General features: G+C 68.8%; 16 protein-coding genes and 1 pseudogene. 11 read left to right on the top strand and 6 right to left on the bottom strand.

The window, feature by feature from the left end; translation table 11 throughout:
- Positions 1-75 precede the first annotated feature (75 nt).
- Positions 76-1,572, bottom strand: coding sequence for an alkaline phosphatase (locus tag AB5L97_RS19115; RefSeq protein ID WP_369045891.1), 1,497 nt, complete (start codon positions 1,570-1,572; stop codon positions 76-78).
- 286 nt (positions 1,573-1,858) lie between these two features.
- Between AB5L97_RS19115 and adh the strand changes: the two genes are divergently transcribed.
- The 5 genes and pseudogenes from adh to ribD all read left to right on the top strand — a co-directional run.
- Positions 1,859-3,382: an aldehyde dehydrogenase gene (gene adh, locus AB5L97_RS19110; RefSeq protein WP_307956355.1), complete on the top strand. Its 1,524-nt coding sequence runs from the start codon at positions 1,859-1,861 to the stop codon at positions 3,380-3,382.
- A 143-nt stretch (positions 3,383-3,525) separates the two neighbouring features.
- Positions 3,526-4,548 (top strand): alcohol dehydrogenase AdhP, encoded by a 1,023-nt coding sequence (gene adhP / locus AB5L97_RS19105; protein ID WP_369045890.1) that lies wholly within the window; start codon positions 3,526-3,528, stop codon positions 4,546-4,548.
- Positions 4,549-4,553: 5 nt separating this feature from the next.
- Complete coding sequence (locus tag AB5L97_RS19100) at positions 4,554-4,970, top strand: DUF779 domain-containing protein (RefSeq protein WP_369045889.1); 417 nt, start codon at positions 4,554-4,556, stop codon at positions 4,968-4,970.
- 220 nt (positions 4,971-5,190) lie between these two features.
- A complete protein-coding gene (locus tag AB5L97_RS19095) occupies positions 5,191-5,895 on the top strand; it encodes a GTP cyclohydrolase II (protein ID WP_369045888.1) in 705 nt (234 codons plus the stop codon).
- A 62-nt stretch (positions 5,896-5,957) separates the two neighbouring features.
- Positions 5,958-6,356: pseudogene (gene ribD / locus AB5L97_RS19090) on the top strand (bifunctional diaminohydroxyphosphoribosylaminopyrimidine deaminase/5-amino-6-(5-phosphoribosylamino)uracil reductase RibD); the annotation flags it as partial.
- A gap of 55 nt (positions 6,357-6,411) precedes the next feature.
- Here ribD and AB5L97_RS19085 read toward each other — a convergent pair.
- From AB5L97_RS19085 to AB5L97_RS19070, 4 genes are all read right to left on the bottom strand, one after another.
- Positions 6,412-7,191 carry a VanW family protein gene (locus AB5L97_RS19085; protein WP_369045887.1) on the bottom strand — a complete coding sequence of 260 codons (780 nt, stop codon included), beginning with the start codon at positions 7,189-7,191 and terminating at the stop codon, positions 6,412-6,414.
- 206 nt (positions 7,192-7,397) lie between these two features.
- Positions 7,398-8,096, bottom strand: a complete 699-nt coding sequence (locus AB5L97_RS19080) for a hypothetical protein (protein ID WP_369045886.1) — start codon at positions 8,094-8,096, stop codon at positions 7,398-7,400.
- 144 nt (positions 8,097-8,240) lie between these two features.
- On the bottom strand, positions 8,241-9,602 hold the full coding sequence (locus tag AB5L97_RS19075; protein ID WP_307956349.1) for an MFS transporter: 1,362 nt from the start codon (positions 9,600-9,602) through the stop codon (positions 8,241-8,243).
- 62 nt (positions 9,603-9,664) lie between these two features.
- Positions 9,665-10,642 (bottom strand): LacI family DNA-binding transcriptional regulator, encoded by a 978-nt coding sequence (locus tag AB5L97_RS19070; RefSeq protein ID WP_307956348.1) that lies wholly within the window; start codon positions 10,640-10,642, stop codon positions 9,665-9,667.
- A gap of 221 nt (positions 10,643-10,863) precedes the next feature.
- Between AB5L97_RS19070 and AB5L97_RS19065 the strand changes: the two genes are divergently transcribed.
- Complete coding sequence (locus AB5L97_RS19065; protein WP_369045885.1) at positions 10,864-12,066, top strand: alkaline phosphatase family protein; 1,203 nt, start codon at positions 10,864-10,866, stop codon at positions 12,064-12,066.
- Here AB5L97_RS19065 and AB5L97_RS19060 read toward each other — a convergent pair whose 3' ends face one another.
- Positions 12,067-13,005, bottom strand: coding sequence for an IclR family transcriptional regulator (locus tag AB5L97_RS19060; protein WP_369045884.1), 939 nt, complete (start codon positions 13,003-13,005; stop codon positions 12,067-12,069). It lies immediately after the preceding gene.
- 122 nt (positions 13,006-13,127) lie between these two features.
- Here AB5L97_RS19060 and AB5L97_RS19055 point away from each other — a divergent pair, with 122 nt between their 5' ends.
- The 5 genes from AB5L97_RS19055 (at position 13,128) to AB5L97_RS19035 (ending at position 19,430) form a co-directional block, all read left to right on the top strand.
- Positions 13,128-14,447, top strand: coding sequence for an MFS transporter (locus AB5L97_RS19055; RefSeq protein WP_369045883.1), 1,320 nt, complete (start codon positions 13,128-13,130; stop codon positions 14,445-14,447).
- Positions 14,444-15,694 (top strand): CaiB/BaiF CoA transferase family protein, encoded by a 1,251-nt coding sequence (locus AB5L97_RS19050; RefSeq protein WP_369045882.1) that lies wholly within the window; start codon positions 14,444-14,446, stop codon positions 15,692-15,694. The genes AB5L97_RS19055 and AB5L97_RS19050 overlap by 4 nt, the downstream gene beginning before the upstream one ends.
- The gene (locus AB5L97_RS19045) at positions 15,691-16,476 is read left to right on the top strand and encodes an enoyl-CoA hydratase/isomerase family protein (protein WP_369045881.1); all 786 of its coding nucleotides are present in this window, start codon (positions 15,691-15,693) and stop codon (positions 16,474-16,476) included. Before AB5L97_RS19050 ends, AB5L97_RS19045 begins: the two co-directional genes overlap by 4 nt.
- Positions 16,477-16,617: 141 nt before the next feature.
- A complete protein-coding gene (locus AB5L97_RS19040) occupies positions 16,618-17,580 on the top strand; it encodes a shikimate dehydrogenase (RefSeq protein ID WP_369045880.1) in 963 nt (320 codons plus the stop codon).
- Positions 17,580-19,430 (top strand): bifunctional sugar phosphate isomerase/epimerase/4-hydroxyphenylpyruvate dioxygenase family protein, encoded by a 1,851-nt coding sequence (locus AB5L97_RS19035; RefSeq protein ID WP_369045879.1) that lies wholly within the window; start codon positions 17,580-17,582, stop codon positions 19,428-19,430. The genes AB5L97_RS19040 and AB5L97_RS19035 overlap by 1 nt, the downstream gene beginning before the upstream one ends.
- Positions 19,431-19,774 lie beyond the last annotated feature (344 nt).

Raw genomic sequence — 19,774 nt, 5'->3', positions numbered from 1 at the left:
GGTCCTTGGGCTGGAGAAGGGGGACAGGGGGCGGCCCGAGCCGCCCCCTGTCGGGGAGATCAGCGGATCAGGAGATCAGCGGAGCCGGAGGGCGTCCGCGACGATGCCGAAGAGGTCGGTGTTGTCCACCGTGCCCTGCAGCTTCTCGGAGCCCGCGCCGTAGGAGTAGATCGGAACGTCGGCGCCCGTGTGGTTGCCGGAGAGGTAGGTCAGCCACAGGCTGGCCTCCTTCGAACCGTCCTTGACGCCGGCCGGATCGTCAGCGCTGCGGAACGTCGCCGGGGCGAAGTTGTGCGGGTCGGCCGCACCGGCGCCGTTGACGATGCCGGTCGAGCGGGTCGCGTCCTTCGTGTTGCCGCCCGCGCGGCTCGGCGTGGAGTTGTTGGCGGTGTTGCCACTGTCCACGTTCACCGGCGGGTTGGCGGCCTCGGCGTTCGTGAAGCTGCCCTTCTCGATGATGTTGAATCCGGCGCACTCGTGGTCCGCCGTGACCACGACGAGCGTGTGCCCGTCCTTCTTGGCGAAGTCGAGCGCCGCGGCGACCGCGTCGTCGAACGCCTTGATCTCCTCGAGCGTCTGAGCGGCGTCGTTCGCGTGCGAGCGCTTGTCGATGAGCGCGCCCTCGACCTGGAGGTAGAAGCCGTTGCCCTTCCCACCGTCCTTGCCGAGCAGCTCGATGGACTTCGTGGTCATCTCTGCGAGCGTGGGCTCCTTGGCCTCGGCCGACGACGGGTTGTCCTGCTTCGACTTCTCGACCGTGAGGTTGCCCTTGTTGAAGAGCCCGAAGACCTTGCCGCCCTGGGCGTTGGCGAGGTCGGCCTTCGTCGCGACCGTCTGGTCCTTCGGGGAGCCGAGGACGTCGTAGCCCTGATCGCGCAGTGCCTTCTCGTCCGTGGTGTCGAAGCGGCTCAGGCCGCCGCCGAGGATCACGTCAGCCGTGCCGTTGCGGGCGATCTGCTTGGCGATCGGGGTGACGCGCAGGTCACTCGTGGGCAGTTCCCCGCCGGTCACGGCCGTGTCCTGGCAGGACTTCGCCGAGTAGACCGGGCCCTGGCAGCCGCGTGCGAGGGCGTGGCTCATCTGGCCGGCGGGGGTCGCGTCCGTGATCTCCGCGGTGCTGACGTTGCCCGTGCGGTAGCCGGCCTGCTTGGCCATCTCCATGACGGTCGGAACCGACGTGCCCTTGGCGTCCACACCAAGCGCCGCGTTGTACGTCTTGACACCCGAGGACCACGCGGTCGCGGCGGAGGCCGAGTCTGTGACGTAGTTCGGGGCGAAGTCCGCCTGTCCCGGCTGGCCGGACTTCTTCTCGACCGCGTAGGTGCTCACGAAGCCGTGCGACGGCAGGGTCTCCATGACCAGGCGGCCGTTGGCTCCGTAGAACCGCTCGCGCCCTGCGGTGACGTGGGTACGGCCCATGCCGTCGCCGAGCAGGTAGATGACATTCTTGATGCGGCCGTCGTTCCCGGCCGGAGCGGCAGAGGCAGGCTCGGCCGTGCCGGCCCCAACCGACGTGGCGATGATCGCCCCGACCGCGCAGGCCGAAGCGAGCGCAGCAATCGTGCGCTTCATGGTTCCCTCCAAGGTGCTTGGACCGGCGCCGGAATGGCGCCGCGAAGCGACTCTAGTGAGCGGGGGAAACCAATCGCCTCTACCTTGAAGAACTTAAAACAACATGGAAGTTAACTGAGTGCAACCTGAGAATCCTTGACTGTGAGCCGCGCCACATCGTTGCAACGCGTCCGCAACCCCCACCCTCCTACGCTCGGTGCAACACCGGTTCCACGATGACAGAGCCGGCCCAGAGCCGGAGCCATTGGCCCCAGGCCAGACACCACAGAGACAAAGGAGTTTCGCCATGACCGTCTACGCGTTCCCGGGCACCGAGGGCAGCAAGGTCACCTTCAAGGACCGGTACGAGAACTTCATCGGCGGCGAGTGGGTCGCCCCGGTGGCCGGGGAGTACTTCGAGAACGTCACCCCCGTCACCGGCAAGGTGTTCTGCGAGGTGGCCCGCTCGCAGGCCGCGGACATCGAGCTCGCCCTCGACGCCGCGCACAAGGCCGCCCCGGGCTGGGGCAAGACCTCCGTCGCCGAGCGCGCTCTCATCCTCCACCGCATCGCGGACCGCATCGAGGAGAACCTCGAGCTGCTCGCCGTCGCCGAGACCTGGGACAATGGCAAGCCCGTCCGCGAGACGCTCGCCGCAGACCTCCCGCTCGCCGTCGACCACTTCCGCTACTACGCCGGCGCGATCCGCGCCCAGGAGGGCTCGCTCTCCCAGATCGACGAGAACACGACGGCGTACCACTTCCACGAGCCGCTGGGCGTGGTCGGCCAGATCATCCCGTGGAACTTCCCGCTCCTCATGGCCACGTGGAAGCTCGCCCCCGCGCTCGCGGCCGGAAACGCCGTCGTGCTCAAGCCCGCCGAGCAGACCCCGGCGAGCATCCTCGTCCTGGCCGAGCTCATCTCCGACCTCCTCCCGGCGGGCGTCCTCAACGTCGTGAACGGCTTCGGCGTCGAGGCCGGCAAGCCGCTCGCCTCGTCCCCGCGGATCCGCAAGATCGCTTTCACCGGCGAGACCACCACGGGTCGGCTTATCATGCAGTACGCGTCCCAGAACCTCATCCCCGTCACCCTCGAGCTCGGCGGGAAGAGCCCGAACATCTTCTTCGACGACATCGCCGCGAAGGACGACGCCTACTACGACAAGGCGCAGGAGGGCTTTACGCTCTTCGCGCTCAACCAGGGCGAGGTCTGCACGTGCCCGTCCCGTGCCCTGATCCAGGAGGGCATCTACGAGAAGTTCCTCGGCGACGTCGTGGAGCGGACCAAGAAGATCGTCCAGGGCAACCCGCTCGACACGGACACGATGATCGGCGCGCAGGCCTCCAACGACCAGCTCGAGAAGATCCTCTCCTACATCGAGATCGGCAAGGCCGAGGGCGCCAAGGTCCTCACCGGCGGCAAGCGCGCGGTCCTCGAGGGCGAGCTCGCGGGCGGCTACTACGTGGAGCCCACCGTGTTCGAGGGCAACAACAAGATGCGCGTCTTCCAGGAGGAGATCTTCGGCCCCGTCGTCTCGGTTGCGAAGTTCTCCGACTACGAGGAAGCCCTCGAGATCGCCAACGACACCCTCTACGGACTCGGCGCCGGCGTCTGGTCCCGCGACGGCAACACCGCCTACCGCGCCGGCCGCGACATCCAGGCCGGTCGCGTGTGGGTGAACAACTACCACGCCTACCCCGCGCACGCCGCGTTCGGCGGGTACAAGTCCTCCGGCATCGGTCGCGAGACCCACCTCATGATGCTCGAGCACTACCAGCAGACCAAGAACCTGCTCGTCTCCTACGCCGAGTCGAAGCTCGGCTTCTTCTAGACCCGGCCCTTCTGAACCGCACACCCGCGATGGTGCAGGCGCACGACGGCGCGACCCCCCGCCGTCGTGCGCCGTACCTGCCGCAGTACTCAACCAGCGGGGTTTCTCCGCTGACCCACCACACCATGCAAAGGAGCATGACCATGAGCAGCACCTTCAAGGCCGCCGTTGTCCACACCTTCGGGGACGAACTCACCGTCGACGAGCTCGAGATCCCCACGCCCGGCCCAGGCCAGGCGCTCGTGAAGCTCATCTCGAGCGGCGTCTGCCACACCGACCTCCACGCCGCGCAGGGCGACTGGCCCGTCAAGCCCAAGCTCCCGCTTGTCCCCGGGCACGAGGGCGTCGGCACCGTTGTCGCGCTCGGCGAGGGCGTCACGGACGTTGCCATCGGTGAGGTGATCGGCAACGCGTGGCTGTGGAGCGCGTGCGGTACCTGCGAGTACTGCCGCACCGGCTGGGAGACCCTGTGCGAGTCGCAGCAGAACGGCGGCTACGGCGTGGACGGCTCGTTCGGCGAGTACATGCTCGTCGACACGAAGTTCGCAGCACGCGTCCCCGAGGGCGCGGACCCGTACGAGGTCGCGCCGGTCCTGTGCGCCGGCGTCACGGTCTATAAGGGCCTCAAGCAGACCGAGGTCCGCCCCGGCGAGTGGGTTGTCATCTCGGGCATCGGAGGCCTCGGGCACATCGCGGTGCAGTACGCCGTCGCGATGGGCATGCGCGTCGCGGCCGTCGACGTCGCGGACGAGAAGCTCGCGCTCGCGAAGAAGCACGGAGCCGAGGTGACCGTCAACGCGTTCGCCGAGGACCCGGCCGAGGCCATCCAGAAGGCAACGGGTGGCGCCCACGGCGTGCTCGTGACCGCTGTGCACCCGGCCGCGTTCGGCCAGGCCATCGGCATGACCCGCCGGGGTGGGACCATCGTGTTCAACGGCCTGCCCCCGGGCGACTTCCCGGCCCCGATCTTCGACATCGTGCTCAAGGGCCTGACGATCCGTGGCTCCATTGTCGGGACGCGCCAGGACCTCGAGGAGGCGCTCGACTTCTACGCGCGCGGCCTCATCCACCCGACGTTCCACACGCGCGATCTCGAGGAGATCAACCAGGTCTTCGACGAGATGCACCACGCCAAGATCGACGGCCGCGTGGTCATCAAGTACTGATCGCCATGGATGCCGAGCGTGCGGTTCCGCACAACGCAGCACTCGCGGCGAGGCCGGTGCGCCCGGGGGAGGACTTCTCCCGGGTCGCGCTGACCAAGCCGGCCCTGACGCTCCTCGACTCGCTGTGGGAGCGGCACGGACCCCTCATGTTCCACCAGTCCGGCGGGTGCTGCGACGGGTCGGCGCCCATGTGCTACCCCGCCGGCGAGCTCCTCACGGGCGATGCCGACGTCCAGCTCGGCGTCTTCGACCTCCCCGGGCGCGGGGAGATCGGGTTCTGGATGTCGAAGGAGCAGTTCAACTACTGGTCCCACACCCATCTGACCGTGGATGTGGTGGTGGGCCGGGGGAGCGGCTTCTCCCTCGAGGCTCCCGAGGGGAAGCGGTTCCTCATCAGGAGCGAGATCCTGGACATCCCGTAGGGGCCGCGGTTGCTCCTGCTCGGATCAGTATGGCTCGGCGGCGTGTCGCATCGGCGACACGCCGCCGATGCTCGTCCGACAGGGGTCGATGGGATCAGGAACGGACGCGCGGGACGCATTCCGGCTGGGCGGGGCGCTGTGTCGGGAATACCCCGGGGTGCTTGACGCTTCAATCAGAGAGTCCGTAATGTTGATTGAAGATTCAAGCATTGGAGATGCCATGACCGCCACCGCCCTGCGGGTCCCCGCCGCCGCCCCGGCGGCCATCCGCACCCAAGTCCGGGTGCCGCTGCAGTTCCCCGACGGATACCGGACCACAGCGGACGTCTTCACGTTCCGCGGTCTCGCCGATGGCAAGGAACACCTCCTGCTCGGCCTGGGCGACTGGCGCGCGGCCCTGACTAGAGCCGCCAACGGCTCGGATTCGGCGAACGCCGCCGCGCCGCTCGTCCGCCCGCACAGCGAATGCCTCACGGGAGACGTCTTCGGCTCCCAGCGCTGCGACTGCGGCCCCCAGCTGCGCGAGGCCGCCGAGCGCATCACTGACGCCGGCGGGTTCCTGCTCTACCTCCGCCAGGAGGGCCGGGGGATCGGCCTCTACGCGAAGCTCGACGCCTACGCGCTGCAGGACCAGGGCCTCGACACCTACGAGGCGAACACGGCCCTCGGCCACGGCGAGGACGAGCGCGACTACACCGCGGCCGCCCAGATGCTGCGCGCCGTCGGCGTCGAGAGCATCCAGCTCCTGAGCAACAACCCGGACAAGGCCGCCCAGCTCGAGGGCCTCGGCATCCGGGTCGCCGAGCGCATTCCCACGGGCGTGCACCTCTCCGAGGCCAACGTCCGCTACCTCACGGCCAAGCGGGACCACACGGCCCACAGCATCGACCTCGACGCAGCGCTCGCCATGGCGGTGAGCGCGTGACGGAGGTGCTGTCCGCCGCGGAGGCCGCGACCGGCGTCGTGCGCTACACCGAATCCGAGGCGATGCGCCGGGCGCTGCGGCTCGCCGCGACACCGGGCGTGCCGCTAGGTCCGAATCCGCGGGTGGGCTGCGTGCTCCTCGCGCACGACGGCGAGGTGGTCGCCGAGGGCTTCCATCGCGGCGCCGGGACGGCCCACGCAGAGGCCGACGCCCTTTCCCGCGCCGGGGAGACGGCTCGTGGCACGACGGCGATCGTGACCCTCGAGCCGTGCAACCACACCGGGCGCACCGGGCCGTGCGCCCAGGCACTTATCAAGGCCGGCGTGAGCCGCGTGGTCTACGCGCTCTCGGACCCGAATCCGCTGGCCCAGGGTGGGGCAGAGACGCTGCGCGCGGTGGGCATCGAGGTGGAGGGCGGCCTGCTCGAGGCCGAAGCCCGCGAGGTCAACCGGACGTGGCTCGGGGGGATCGCCGTCCAGGCGTCGTAGGACCTGCGGCTAGGGGTCAGTGCGCCGGTCAGCGCGCCTCCACGACGGCCCTAGTGGGGCGTTCGTCGAGGATGGGGAGCCGGACGAGATCCTCCGGGTAGCAGACCAAGGCGGTGTTGGTCGAGAGGTGCTGGCGCATCACCTCGAGGCCCGTCCGCTTGTCCCGCGCCGTCCGGTGGATGGAATTGTGGCGATAGACGCTGCCGTCGTGCCGGAAGAAACAGGAATCCTGTTCGTGGATGTGGTACTTCAGGGGGAGTGCCGACTCCGTGCGGAGCTCGCCGGAAAGGTAGTCGTCGCCGACTGACACGCGCAGCTGGAACGCCTGCGAGGTCGGATTCCGGAATCGGTAGTCCAGATAGTTGTACACAATCGACGTTCCTGTGCCGAACGGGATCTGGCGATTGAAATCCGGGAAGAGGTCAAGCCCGGAATGGTGGTGGTGCTCCACGATGTCCAAGGGCGTGTGCAGCACCATCCAGTGGATGAGGTTGGTGAATTGGCACATGCCGCCGCCGATCCCGCTCGCAGCCCGGTCATGGTCGATGGTCAGGCCTTCCCGGTAGCCTCGCCGGGCGCTCACCGGCCCGACGAGCTTCCAGAACGAGAAGACCTCTCCGGGGCGGATCAGCACGCCGTCGACTTTGGGTGCCGCGATGGACAGGCTCACCGCCTTGTTGTCCTGCAATTCGGGATTGACATTGCCCAGACGCCGCCGGATGAGGGAATTGTGCCGATAGACCACCACGGGAAGATCGGCCTGATCGCGGGTCTTCGCCAAGTGCAGGGAAGGCCGAAGGTCACTCACATTCCTCAGGAATCTGCCTTTGGCAACCGAAATCCGATACGTGATGGGGTGAATCTCGCCGAAGAGCCTGCGCGCCATGGGTCCACCTCGGAGCAGCGTTGATGATGGCCTCAGCATAGGGGCCGCGTCCGCGGTAGCAGCCGGCGACGCGCGTAGGCGCCGTCCGCCCGGGACTCCGAAGGCGGCCCCCCTGCATCTGCAGCGCCTTAGCCGGTGTAGTGGCCGGCGGTCCAGTCCGTGGACATCGTCGTCTGGATCGCGGATAGTGTGGCCCGTCCGGCGCACAGCGCCGAGAAGGCGTCCTGCTCGGTCTGGTCCTTGTCGTTGTGCACGAAGGCGGACGTGGAGTGCTTCGCGGACGCGAAGATGTTCGGCTCGGGCCAGAGGTTCCGGATGTCGGACGCGCCCCCGTCGGCCAGGGGGACGAGGTGGTCGAGTTCGTAGTCGCCAACCTGTTCGGCGGGGATACCGTACGCGGCCATGATCTTCGTCTTCGCCTTGTCCGTGATCCCGGCCGGCGGGCGCACGCTCGTCGTGTAGCCGCCGCTGCGGCAGACCGTCTGGGGGAGGTTGGCTTGGGTCACCGCCGTGTCGATGGCGCCCGGCGTGCAGGACGGGTCCGGAAGCGGCTCGTGTGCGTCGGTCCAGCGCACGTGGCACGTCCCCGCGGCGGGCATGGGCCCTTCGATCCCGCTCGAGTCCGTCCACCCGTGGCCCGCGGCCACGACCGGGCCCGAATCACCGGCCGACGACGGCACGCGGCCGGCCGTGGATACCGACGATGGTGAGGCCGACGACGGTGAGGCCGACGACGATCGGCCGCCGCAGGCATCGAGGGCGACGAACAGGACGGCGGCAGCGGCGAGCCAGAGGACGGCAACGATCAGGCGCTTGGGACGATTCATAGCGCTCCACCGTAGGCATGCGGCGGGACCGAGAGCGGGAAGCTGACCTCCGTGTCGCACTTGGACCCCCGAACAGAACGGATCTGGCTCCTCAACGCCGAGTGCCGTTAAGGAGCCAGATCCGTGTGCTTGAGGGAGCAGACCCTACTTCGAGCCGCCCACCTTGTTTCCGAGCTCGTGGATCGGGGTCTTGTAGGTCTCACGGGCCCAGATGGCTCCGATGAGGGCCAAGACCGTCGAGCCGGCCACGATCCAGGCCGCCGGGCCCCAGTTTGCGGCCACGCCGCCCACGAGGGCGGTGCCGATCAGCGGGGTGAAGCCGGCGCACAGGATGCCGATCTGCAGGCCGAACGCCATGCCCGAGTAGCGGACGCGGACGTTGAACAGCTCGGCGAACCAGGCCGGGTAGATCGCGTTGGACATCGCGTAGGTGCCCGCAGTGATGAGGGTCGAGACCACGAAGACGAGCGGGATGTTCGCCGTCGAAATCGCGGAGAAGTAGATGAAGATGAGGATGCCGGAGCCTATGATGCCCGCGATGAAGATCGGCTTGCGGCCGAACTTGTCGGCGAACCGTGCGCTGAGCGGCTGCGTCGCGATCGCGATGACGTTGCCGAGGATGCTCACCCACAGCATCGTCGGTGCCGGGATGCCCACGGAGACGGCGTACGCCAGGCCGAACGACTGCATGAACGTGTTCGTGACCGTCTCGAAGGACATGAGGGCAACCTGGACGAACTGCGCCGGGTGGGTCTTGAACATCTCGATGAAGGGGAGCTTCACGAGGTCGTGGTGCTGAGCCTTCTCCTCGAAGACGATGGGCTCCTCGAGCGTGCGGCGCACGAGGTACGCGACGATGAGGACAACGATCGAGGACCAGAACGGGATGCGCCAGCCCCAGGCGAACCTGTCGGCTTCGGACATGGCCGCGACGGGGAGGAACACGAGCGAGGCGAGCACGATGCCGGTGGAGATGCCGCTCATTGAGAACGAGGGGAAGAACGCGCGGCGCCCCACAGGGGACTCCTCCATCGTCAGCGCGGAGGCACCCGCGGTCTCGGCGCCGGCGGAGAGGCCCTGGAGCAGGCGGAGCACCACGAGCAGAACCGGCGCGAGGTAGCCGACCGCGCGGAAGTCCGGCAGTGCGCCGATGAGGAACGTCGAGGCGCCCATGAGCACGAGCGTCAGGACGAGCGTGTTCTTGCGGCCGATCCGGTCGCCGAGGTGGCCGAAGAAGATCGCGCCGAACGGCCGCGCGACGTAGGCGACGCCGAAGGTCGCGAAGGAGGAGATCTGCGCTACGACGGGGTCACCCGCCGGGAAGAAGATCTTCGAGAACACGAGCGACGCCGCCGTGGCGTACACGAAGAAGTCGTAGTACTCGAGGGCGCCGCCGAGGAACGCCGCGAGCGCGGCCTTCTTGGCGCGCCGGAGCCTGTTCGCCTGCTCGGCGGGTGTCGTGAGGTCCGTATCGGCAGTGGCTGGGTTGCCGGAGAGCTTCGTCATGGAGCTCGCCTTTCGTGTGTGGATCGGATGCGGGGGAGGAGGTGGGAAGCGCATGTGGCGCGTCAGTCCAGCTGGGCCGGCGCTGGCCCGGTGCTGTTGCGCACCACGAGGTCGCCGGAGAGGTGCACGGTGCTCACGGGCCGGTCGGGGTCGCCGATCCGTTCCGTGAGCATGCGGAGGGCGACGGCGCCGCCCCGCTCGTACGGTGTGCTCACCGTGGTGAGGGTGGGCCGGGAGGCGGAGGCGAGCCAGATGTCGTCGAAGCCGATGACACTGATGTCCTTGCCCACGGTCATCCCACGGTCGATGAGCCGGTTCATGCACCCGAAGGCCATGAGGTCGTTGTGCGCGATCACTGCCGTGACAGGCTCGGCGAGGACGAGGTCCCCGCCGCGCACGCCGGCCGTGTAGGTGGGCTCGGCGTGGGTGAGCACGCGGAGGGTGACGCCGAGGTGATCGGCGGCCTCCTCCGCCGCCGCGAGGCGGACCCGCGACGAGTAGTTGTCCTCGCGGCTTGCGAGGTACCCGACGGCCCGGTGCCCGAGCGCCGCAAGGTGCTCGACCGCCTGGCGCGCGCCCTCGGGCGCCGAGAGGACCACCGAGGGGAGGCCCTCGGCAACGTGGTTGATGAGGACAACGGGGGCGACGGCGTCGAGTGCACGGAGGCGCTCGGCGTCGAGCCTCGGCGCGAACACCAGGGCGCCGTCCACCCGACCGATGATCCGCTCGAGCTCCTCGGCGTCCGCCTCGGGATCGTCCTCGCCGTCGATGACGAGGAGCGAGAGCGACTGCCGCTGGCAGGCCGCCTGGACGGCCTTGACGAGCGGCGGGTAGTAGGGGTTCGCGATGTCCGGGATGAACAGCGCGATGGTTCCGGTGGTCTCGGCCTTCGCAGGGACTGCGGTGTACCCCAGCTGCTCTGCGACGACGAGGACGCGCTCGCGGGTCTCGGCGTTGACTGAGTCGGGGCGCGTGAACGAGCGGGACACGGTGGACTTCGACACGCCGGCGGCCTGCGCGATGTCGGCGATCGTGGCCATGTGAACCTCCTCGTTCGGATCATTCCTGTGGTCGGCATCACAGCCCGACCACTCAAGATTGACATCGTTTCTGCAACACGTCAAGCCGTTGCAGAAACAGATTCTCCGAGAGTTAACCCTCAGGTCGGCGGCGGGTCGCGATTCTCCAAGGCTCCTTCCAAGGTGGGGCAGTACTTATAGGCGTGGTGCTCCGGGCCCGGGGCCAACCTGAGAGGAAGAACATGCGAAGCTTCAGCGTGCTTAACCGCCGCGCCGGCGCCGTCGTGGCGGCCGTGACCGCGGCCGTGGCGCTCACCGGCACCGTTGCGGTCGCCGCGACGGCGAGCCCGTCGGCCAGCAACGCCGGCTCGAACGCGGCCAGCGGCCCCGACCACGTCTTCGTGATCATGATGGAGAACCACGGTCGCGACCAGATCATCGGCAACACCGCCGACGCGCCCTACATCACCTCGCTGGCCGAGCGCTACAACACGGACTCGAACTACCACGGCGTGACCCACCCCAGCCTCACGAACTACCTGGCCGCCATCTCCGGTGACTTCCAGGGCATCTGGGACGACTGCAAGGCCGGGACCACGGTGAAGTGCGCCCCGGAGGAGTTCATCCCCGGCCCCGGAGAGGACCAGCTTGGCGCGTTCCTCACACCGGCGCAGGTTGCCAGCTCCACGGCCACGCCGCACATGTTCTCGGGCCGCACCATCGTCGACCAGCTCGAGGAGAGCGGGAAGACGTGGAAGGCCTACATGGAGAACCTGCCGCAGGCCGGATCCAACGTCGAGTTCGCCCCGGTCGTCCAGGGGAAGACCGTCAAGCTGTACGCGCAGAAGCACAACCCGTTCATGTACTTCTCGGACATCGTGAACTCGCCGGAACGCCTGCAGAAGATCGTTCCGCTCGAGAACAACCTTGCCAACGACCTCAAGACGGGCAGCGTCCCGGACTTCGTCTGGGTCAGCCCCAACCAGTGCCACGATATGCATGGCATCTCCCCGTCAAGCGCGGCGCTCATCGGTGAGCCGCAGTGCGGCTACCCGGCGTCGGGCCTCGACCACGGTGCCATCCAGATGGGTGACGCCTACGTCAAGCAGCAGGTCTCCCAGATCATGGACTCCGAGACCTGGAAGACCACCAAGTCGAGCATCGTGCTCGTCTGGGACGAGAACGACTACTCCGGTTCGTCCGGCGGCCCGGGCAGCCCGGTCGGCGTGAGCACTCCTAACGGCACGACACCGGCCGTCCTCGGCGGCGGCGACGCCCCGTTCATCGTGATCAACTCGGCCGAGGGTCCGCACAAGACCTCGGGCAAGCTCGCCGACCACTACACGATGCTGTCGACGATCCAGCACATGTGGCACCTCGGCTGCCTGGCGAACACCTGCTCGCCGACCACCTCCGGCACTTTCGAGGAGCTCTTCCGTCCCTGATCAGGGGGCATCGCCTTCTGCAGCCAATGAGGGGACCCGCGCACGACGTGCGCGGGTCCCCTTCTTCGTGTCCGCCTTCGTGCCTGCGGCCGCCTGTGCGGATCCGGGCCCCGGCGCACCGGTGGCCGGGCTGTAGCCCATCGCGAGGCTCGCCTCGAGCGCGGCGCGCGCGACGGCGGGGCCGAGCCGCTCGACGTCGGCCTCCGAGACGCGCTCGAGCGGGAACCCCACCCCCAGCACCGCCGCGAACTCGCCCGAGTAGTCGTAGACGGGTGCGCTGATGGAGCCCACGTCCGCGTTGCGCTCGCCGAACGCCGCGAAGTACCCCTGCGAGCGCGCGAGGTCGATCTGCCGGTCCAGCTCGTCCCAGCTGTCCGGGGTGGTGGCCGTGAACTTCGTGAGCTCGGCGCCGTCGAGCGCGGACCGTGCGCCAGGGTCGAATGCGAGGAAGACCTTGCCCGGCGCACCCGCGTGGATGGGCATCACCTGCCCCACATGGAACGGGCGCATGACGACGTGCCGGGTCTCCGCGACCGCCACCACGGTGCGGTGGGCGCCGTCGCGGATGTACAGGCAGGCCGACTCGCCGGTCTCGTCGCGCAGCGCCTGGAGGATGGGCCGGACGGTCCGCACGATGTCGAGGCCGATCGTTCCCGGAGTGGCCCACCGCACGAGCTGGATCCCGACGCGGTACCTGTCGCCGTCCCGGTCGAGGAAGCCCTCCCGGACCATGTTCTGGACCAGCCGCTGGCAGGTGCTCGCGGGAAGGCCCGTGCTGCGGATGATCTGCTGGAGCGTGGGCTCGGGGTCCTCCACTGTGAAGCACGAGAGGATCGCCGCGACCTTCACGAGCACGAGCAGGGGCGCTGTCGCGGTGCCTGTCTCCCTTGCCATGGCTGGCCGTCCCTTCTCGAATCCGTCGACGCGAAGCGTTGACATCGTGCCTTCAAGAACCAGATTATGGGTGCGCAAACCACAATACGGGTTCTGAACGACCACGACGAGGGGGAACCTCCCCCGGCCTGGCCTCCGGCACCCGTCATCATGCCAATGGAGGACTGATGAGTGTTCAGGCAGTAACCCGAGAACAGGCCGTCCGCCGCGCAACCTACGCGAGCGTGGTCGGGACGACCATCGAGTGGTACGACTTCTTCCTCTACGGCACGGCAGCCGCCCTCGTCTTTCCGCAGCTCTTCTTCCCGGGACAGGACAACTTCGCCGGGGTCATCGCCGCCTTCGGAACCCAGTTTGTCGGGTTCGTGGCGCGCCCCGTCGGCGCCGCGATCTTCGGGCACTACGGCGACCGGATCGGGCGCAAGACGACGCTCATGGTCACCCTGTTCCTCATGGCCTTCGGCACGGTGCTGATCGGCGTCCTGCCGACGTACCAGGCCATCGGCGTCTGGGCGCCGATCCTCCTGACCGTGCTGCGCGTCATCCAGGGCGTCGGCGTTGGTGGCGAGTGGGGTGGCTCTGTGCTGATCGCCATGGAATGGGGCAAGCAGCACCGCCGCGGGCTCTCGGCCAGCTGGCCGCAGATGGGGGTGCCCCTCGGTCTCGTGCTCTCGACCGGCCTCGTCCGGCTCACCTCGGGCGTGACCGGGGTCGACTTCATCACCTACGGCTGGCGCATCCCGTTCCTCATCAGCATCGTCCTCGTGGGCGTCGGCCTGTTCGTGCGGATGCGCGTGGTCGAGAGCCCTGAGTTCGAGGCCGTGCGCAAGGCCGACAAGGTTGTCAATGTTCCGCTCATGGAGGCCTTCCGCCGCCAGCCCAAGGAGATCCTCCTCTCGGCCCTCGTGCGGGCCTCGGAGCAGGCGCCGTTCTACATCTTCATCACGTTCGTCATCACCTATGTGACCAAGCAGCTGAAGACGAGCAGCGATGCGATCCTCGTCGACACCCTCATAGCCGCCGGGCTAGGGCTCATCAGCATTCCCGTCTTCGGCATGCTCTCCGACCGCTTAGGGCGGAAACTCGTCTACGGCATCGGGATCGTGGCCACGGCCCTCTACGCGTTCCCGTACTTCGGGCTGCTCAATACCCGCGACTCCCTGCTCATTGGCGTCGCGGTGGTGGTGAGCCTCATCTTCCATGACGTCCAGTACGGACCCCAGGCGGCACTCATCGCCGAGAGCTTCGACCCGGACATCCGGTACACGGGCGCCGGCATGGGCTACCAGCTCGCGAGCGTGATCGCGGGTGGGCCCGCGCCGCTCATCGCGGCCGCGCTGCTGCAGGGGACCGGAGGGTCGGCAGCTATCTCCATCTACATCATCATCTGCGCGGCAGTCAGTATGGGCGCGCTGCTGCTCCTTCCGAACAGGAGCACGGCGGCCCCTGCGGCCGCGGCGTCCCAGAGCCAAGTGAAGCGCGCATGACGCTGCGCGGCTCGAGCCTTCGTCCAGACGCTGGGCAGGGGGCGCACGGGGTCATCGCGGCTGGCCCCCTGCGCGACCTCACCGTCCTGGACTTGAGCCGTATCCTCTCCGGCCCCTTCGCGACCATGACCCTTGCGGACCTCGGCGCGGACGTCATCAAGATCGAGCGTCCCGGCGAGGGGGACGACACGAGGCAGTGGGGGCCGCCCTTCCAGGGTGACGAGGCGGCCTACTACCTGTCTGTGAATCGGAACAAGCGGAGCCTCGCGGTGGACTTCAGGTCCCCCGAAGGCATCGAAGCAGTGCGCCGGCTCGCGCGCGGGGCCGATGTGGTCGTCGAGAACTTCCGCCCCGGCACGGCCGAGCGCCTCGGGCTGGGCTACGAGCAGCTGTCCGCAGACAACCCGGGGCTCATCTACGCGTCCATCAGCGGGTACGGCCAGACCGGCCCGGAGGCGGGGCGCGCGGGCTACGATGCGATCGCCCAGGCGCGCAGTGGGATCATGAGCGTCACCGGGGAGCCGGGCGGGCCGCCCGTGCGCGTCGGTATCAGCGGATCGGACCTCATTGCAGGCACCTGGGCCGTGATCGGGATCCTCGCCGCCCTCCATGAGCGGGACCGCACGGGCCAGGGGCAGTGGGTGGACATCAGCCTCCTCGACGGCTCGGTCTCGTGGCTCACGTACGTGGCCAGCGGGTACTTCGCCAGCGGCGAGATCCCGAGGCGCTACGGCTCGGCGCACCCGACCATCGCGCCGTACCAGGCCTTCCCGACGGCGGACGGCTTCGTCATGATCGCCGTGGGCAACGACAGGCTGTGGCGGGCGTTTGCCGATGCCCTCGGCAGACCGGATCTCGCGGCGGACGCGCGCTTCGCCACGAACCCGCTGCGGGTGGCCCACCGCGACGATCTCGTCCACCTCATCGAGGAGATCCTCAGCACCGCCACGACGCGGGCCTGGGTGGCCCGGCTCGAGGAGGCCGGCATTCCCGTGGGTCCCATCCAGACGGTCGACGAGGCGCTCTCGGACCCGCAGGTCCTGGCGCGCGGCATGGTCGCAGAGGTCGAGCACCCGAGCGCCGGCCGGCTCAGGACCGTCGCCTGCCCCATCCGGCTCACGCGGACGCCCGCGTCGGTGCGGATGCCGCCGCCGCTGGTCGGCCAGCACAGCGACGAGGTTCTCACCGCATTGGGCTACAGCCGCTCGGATATTGAGCGGATGCATGCGGCCGGGGCCATCGGATGACGGATTCAGCCGTGGGGACGGCGGGATCGGTGACGATCGACGACGACGGCTCGCTCGCCGTCGTGACGTTCGGCACCGGGGAGCGCCTCAACGCCCTGCGGTCGCAGGAATGGGACGCGCTCGGACGGGCCGCGGGAGAGCTCGCCGACCGCGGCGACCTCCGCGCCGTGGTGTTCCGGGGGCGGGGCGGCGTGTTCTGCTCGGGCTCGGACCTGACTGAATGGGACGGCGCCGGTGTCGCCGCGTTCGACCGCAGCTTCTGGCAGCTCGAGCAGACGCTGCGGGCCATCGAGGATCTCCCGATGCCGACGCTGGCCGTGGTCGAGGGCGTGGCTGCGGGCGGCGGATGCCAGCTCGCCCTCGCGTGCGATCTGCAGCTCACCGCAGCCTCAGCACAGGTCGGCATGCCGGTCTCCAGACTCGGGATCCTCGTGCCGGCCTCCTTCGCGACGCGGATGTCGCTGCGCATCGGGCCCTCACGGACCAAGGACCTGCTCTACGGAGGGCGCCTGCTGCCCGCGGAGGAGGCGGAGCGCATCGGGCTCATGACCACGGTGGTCGAGGACGAACGGCTCGAGGAGGAACTCCAAGCGTTGCTCGCGGGCTGGGGTCGATTCCCTCCCGCGTCGCTTCGGGCCGCGAAGTCCGCCGTCAATCGGGGCCTCGAGCCGCTCGTGACGCCCGTGAGGGGCGAGCCGCCCGCGCCTGCCGCCGATCCGCTCGAGTTTCCGGGCCGCCTCGCGGCGTTCCTGCGGCGCCGGCGAGCCAGACCCAGCGCCTAGAGAGACGGTGGTGGGACGCCCCTCGGGAGTCCTGGAAGATGCGCTGATTGACTTTGTTGCTGCAACACGTCATCCTGTTTCTGCAACAAGTGTTCGCTGGGTCACACCCGGCGAGAGCAGCGCAGTGCGAGGAGAGCCCCCATGAGCCAGACCACCGAGTCGTTCTTGATCGGCCTGATCGGCGACGGTGTCATGCCGTCCCTCACGCCGCCCATGCACGAGCGGGAGGGCGCCGCGCACGGCCTCCTCTACCTGTACCGGCCCATCGACATCGCCGTCCTCGGCCTCGCACCCGAGAGCGTCGGCGACCTCGTTCGCGCCGCGCGGCACCTCGGCTACAACGGCCTGAACATCACGCACCCATGCAAGCAGCTCGTGATCGAGCACCTCGACGAGGTCGACGACGACGCCGCCCGCCTCGGCGCCGTCAACACTGTGGTGATCCGGCCCGACGGCCGCACCGTGGGCCACAACACCGACTGGTCCGGCTTCCTCTCCGCCTTCCGCTCCGGCCTGCCGGATGCGGCGCTCGGCCGCGTCGTCCAGCTCGGCGCCGGCGGCGCCGGGTCCGCGGTCGCTTACGCGCTGCTCACCGCCGGCGTCCAGCATCTGGTGATTGTCGACGTCGACCGCTCCCGCGCCGAGGCCCGTGTCGCCGAGCTCGCGGGGCTCTTCCCCGAGGCGTCCGTCGAGGCGGGCACGACGGCGGAGCTCGCCTCGCTGCTTCCGGCCGCCGACGGCGTCGTGCACTGCACCCCGGTGGGGATGGCGGCGCATCCGGGCACTCCGTTCGACACGTCCCTGCTCGAGCCGCGCCACTGGGTCGCGGACATCGTGTACCGGCCGATCGAGACGCAACTCGTGCGGGACGCCCGCGCGGCCGGCTGCCGCGTGCTCGACGGCGGCCGTATGGCCGTGGGCCAGGCCGTCGACGCGTTCCGCATCTTCACGGGCCTCGAGCCGGACGCTGAGCGGATGCGGGCGCACTTCCTCGGGCTCGTCGAGGCGGAGGACGAGGCCGAGAGTGAGGCCAAGAACGAGGCCGTGCGCGAGGCCAAGAACGAGGCTGCGCGCGAGTCCGTGCGCGTCGCGGGCGCGGCCTGATGCGCACCGGAATCGCGACCGTCTGCCTCTCCGGGACACTTGAGGAGAAGCTGCGGGCCGCCGCGAAGGCGGGCTTCGGCGGCGTCGAGATCTTCGAGACCGACCTCGTCACCTCGTCCCTGAGCCCCGAGGACGTGCGGCGACTTGCCGCAGACCTCGGTCTCGGCCTCGACCTGTACCAGCCGTTCCGCGATTTCGACTCCGTGCCCGACGAGCTGTACCGGGCCAACCTCCGCCGCGCCGAGGCGAAGTTCCGCCTCATGGGCCGCCTCGGCATCGACACGATCCTCGTGTGCTCCAACGTGGGTACGGCAAGCATCGACGACGACGCCCTCCGCACCGAGCAGCTCCACGGCCTCGCCGAGCTGGCCGCCGGCCACGGCGTCAAAGTTGCGTACGAGGCGCTCGCGTGGGGCACGTACGTCAACGACTACGAGCACGCGTGGCGGCTCGTCGCCGACGCGGACCACCCGAACCTCGGCACGTGCCTCGACACGTTCCACATCCTCTCGCGCGGCTGGGACACCGAGCCCATCGAGAAGATCCCCGGCGAGAAGATCTTCTTCGTCCAGGTCGCCGACGCGCCCAAGCTCTCCCTCGACGTCCTCTCCTGGAGTCGCCACTACCGCGTGTTCCCGGGGGAGGGGCAGTTCGACCTCCCCAAGTTCCTCGGCCATGTGGCGCGCGCGGGCTATGACGGGCCGGTGTCCCTCGAGGTCTTCAACGACACGTTCCGGCAGGCCGACGTGGAGCGCACCGCCGTGGACGCGATGCGGTCCCTCATCTGGCTTGAGGAGCGGACCGCGCAGCTCGCGGGTGCAGCCGGGGAGGAGCGCTTCGCGATGCCCTTGCGCACGCTGCCGCGGGTGGCTCCGCCCACGGGGCTCAACTTCGCCGAGGTCAAGGCCGAGTATCCCGCCGCGCTCGAGCGGCTCCTGGCCCAGCTCGGCTTCTCCCCGCGCGGCGAGCACCGCACCAAGCCCGTGGCGCTGTGGACGCTCGGGGACGCGCGGATCGTGCTCAACCGCCAGGGTGCCGCCGGGGTGGCGCCCGGGATCTCGGCGCTTGGCTTTGACGTCGAGAACTCCGTCGCGGCCGCGGCGAGGGCCGTGCAGCTTAGGGCCAGCCCCGTGCCGCGGCCCTCTCAGGCCGACGAGGAGATCCTCCAGGCCGTCAAGGCGCCCGACGGCACCGAGGTCTTCCTCTGCCAGGACACGGCGTGGGTGGAGGAGTTCGGCCCGGGCGAGGCGTCGCCCCTGGACGGGGCTTCCGCTACCTCGCCCGCGGCCCGAATCGACCACATCAACCTGGGCCAGCCGTGGCAGCACTTCGACGAGGCCGTGCTGTTCTACTCATCCGTGCTCGCGCTCACGCCGGAGGCGTCGCAGGACGTCTCGAGCCCCGCCGGGCTCGTCCGCTCGCAGGTCATGCAGACTCGCGATCGGAGCGTCCGGCTGGCGCTGAACCTTGCGCCGTGGGTCCAGTCGGACTCGGTGCGCGGGACCCTGCAGGACACATTCCTCGAGCACATCGCGGTGGAAGTGCCGGATTTGACCGTCTACGCCGCGGAGTGCCGGGGGAGGGGGCTGCCGTTCCTTGCGATCCCCGAGAACTACTACGAGGACCTCGAGGCGCGGTTCGCGCTGGACCCCCGCCTCCTCGCCCGGCTCCGCGAGCTGGATCTGCTCTACGACCGTGACGACAAGGGCGAGTTCCTCCACTTCTACACGGCGGCTGTGGGGAGCGTGTTCTTCGAGGTGGTGCAGCGGATCGACGGCTACGACGGCTTCGGTGCTCCGAACGCGCCCGTTCGGCACGCTGCGCAGTTCGCCGCGCAGCAGGCTCGCTGAGCGGAGCGCGCGAGACTGGGCAGGCTGAACGAGCCGTTGGGCCATCTCGAGGGCGCGCGCTTCTGCTGTCCGAGGCCCGGAATGGCGAGGCTTGCCGACAGCTACGACGTTGCGGAGTTCCTTCCACGGGATCATTGAATCATCGCTAGCAATGCGGCATTCGCAAATCCGCTTCCGCACAATGATCGGTTCCTCTGGCCATCGGGAAATGGGCATCTGTTGCGCGATTCCAGGGACCTCGTGAGCTGAATACGGAATGAATCGACGCCGCAGGTGTCCCGTCATTGAGGGTCATCTGGTCTGGCGTCAATGTGACCTTCTGGGACGTGGCGTTGCCCCTCGCG

This window comes from Sinomonas sp. P10A9, from assembly GCF_041022165.1.
Taxonomy (GTDB): Bacteria; Actinomycetota; Actinomycetes; order Actinomycetales; family Micrococcaceae; genus Sinomonas; species Sinomonas puerhi.
The sequence above is the reverse complement of the archived record's forward strand: the minus strand, read 5'-3'. Positions and strand labels throughout refer to the sequence as shown.

What these genes read in the sequence shown, in the direction of transcription:
- AB5L97_RS19115 (WP_369045891.1), bottom strand. Translation starts at nt 1,572, where the DNA reads ATGAAGCGCACGATTGCTGCGCTCGCTTCGGCCTGCGCGGTCGGGGCG.
- adh (WP_307956355.1), top strand. Translation starts at nt 1,859, where the DNA reads ATGACCGTCTACGCGTTCCCGGGCACCGAGGGCAGCAAGGTCACCTTC.
- adhP (WP_369045890.1), top strand. Translation starts at nt 3,526, where the DNA reads ATGAGCAGCACCTTCAAGGCCGCCGTTGTCCACACCTTCGGGGACGAA.
- AB5L97_RS19100 (WP_369045889.1), top strand. Translation starts at nt 4,554, where the DNA reads ATGGATGCCGAGCGTGCGGTTCCGCACAACGCAGCACTCGCGGCGAGG.
- AB5L97_RS19095 (WP_369045888.1), top strand. Translation starts at nt 5,191, where the DNA reads ATGACCGCCACCGCCCTGCGGGTCCCCGCCGCCGCCCCGGCGGCCATC.
- AB5L97_RS19080 (WP_369045886.1), bottom strand. Translation starts at nt 8,096, where the DNA reads ATGAATCGTCCCAAGCGCCTGATCGTTGCCGTCCTCTGGCTCGCCGCT.
- AB5L97_RS19075 (WP_307956349.1), bottom strand. Translation starts at nt 9,602, where the DNA reads ATGACGAAGCTCTCCGGCAACCCAGCCACTGCCGATACGGACCTCACG.
- AB5L97_RS19070 (WP_307956348.1), bottom strand. Translation starts at nt 10,642, where the DNA reads ATGGCCACGATCGCCGACATCGCGCAGGCCGCCGGCGTGTCGAAGTCC.
- AB5L97_RS19065 (WP_369045885.1), top strand. Translation starts at nt 10,864, where the DNA reads ATGCGAAGCTTCAGCGTGCTTAACCGCCGCGCCGGCGCCGTCGTGGCG.
- AB5L97_RS19060 (WP_369045884.1), bottom strand. Translation starts at nt 13,005, where the DNA reads ATGTCAACGCTTCGCGTCGACGGATTCGAGAAGGGACGGCCAGCCATG.
- AB5L97_RS19055 (WP_369045883.1), top strand. Translation starts at nt 13,128, where the DNA reads ATGAGTGTTCAGGCAGTAACCCGAGAACAGGCCGTCCGCCGCGCAACC.
- AB5L97_RS19050 (WP_369045882.1), top strand. Translation starts at nt 14,444, where the DNA reads ATGACGCTGCGCGGCTCGAGCCTTCGTCCAGACGCTGGGCAGGGGGCG.
- AB5L97_RS19045 (WP_369045881.1), top strand. Translation starts at nt 15,691, where the DNA reads ATGACGGATTCAGCCGTGGGGACGGCGGGATCGGTGACGATCGACGAC.
- AB5L97_RS19040 (WP_369045880.1), top strand. Translation starts at nt 16,618, where the DNA reads ATGAGCCAGACCACCGAGTCGTTCTTGATCGGCCTGATCGGCGACGGT.
- AB5L97_RS19035 (WP_369045879.1), top strand. Translation starts at nt 17,580, where the DNA reads ATGCGCACCGGAATCGCGACCGTCTGCCTCTCCGGGACACTTGAGGAG.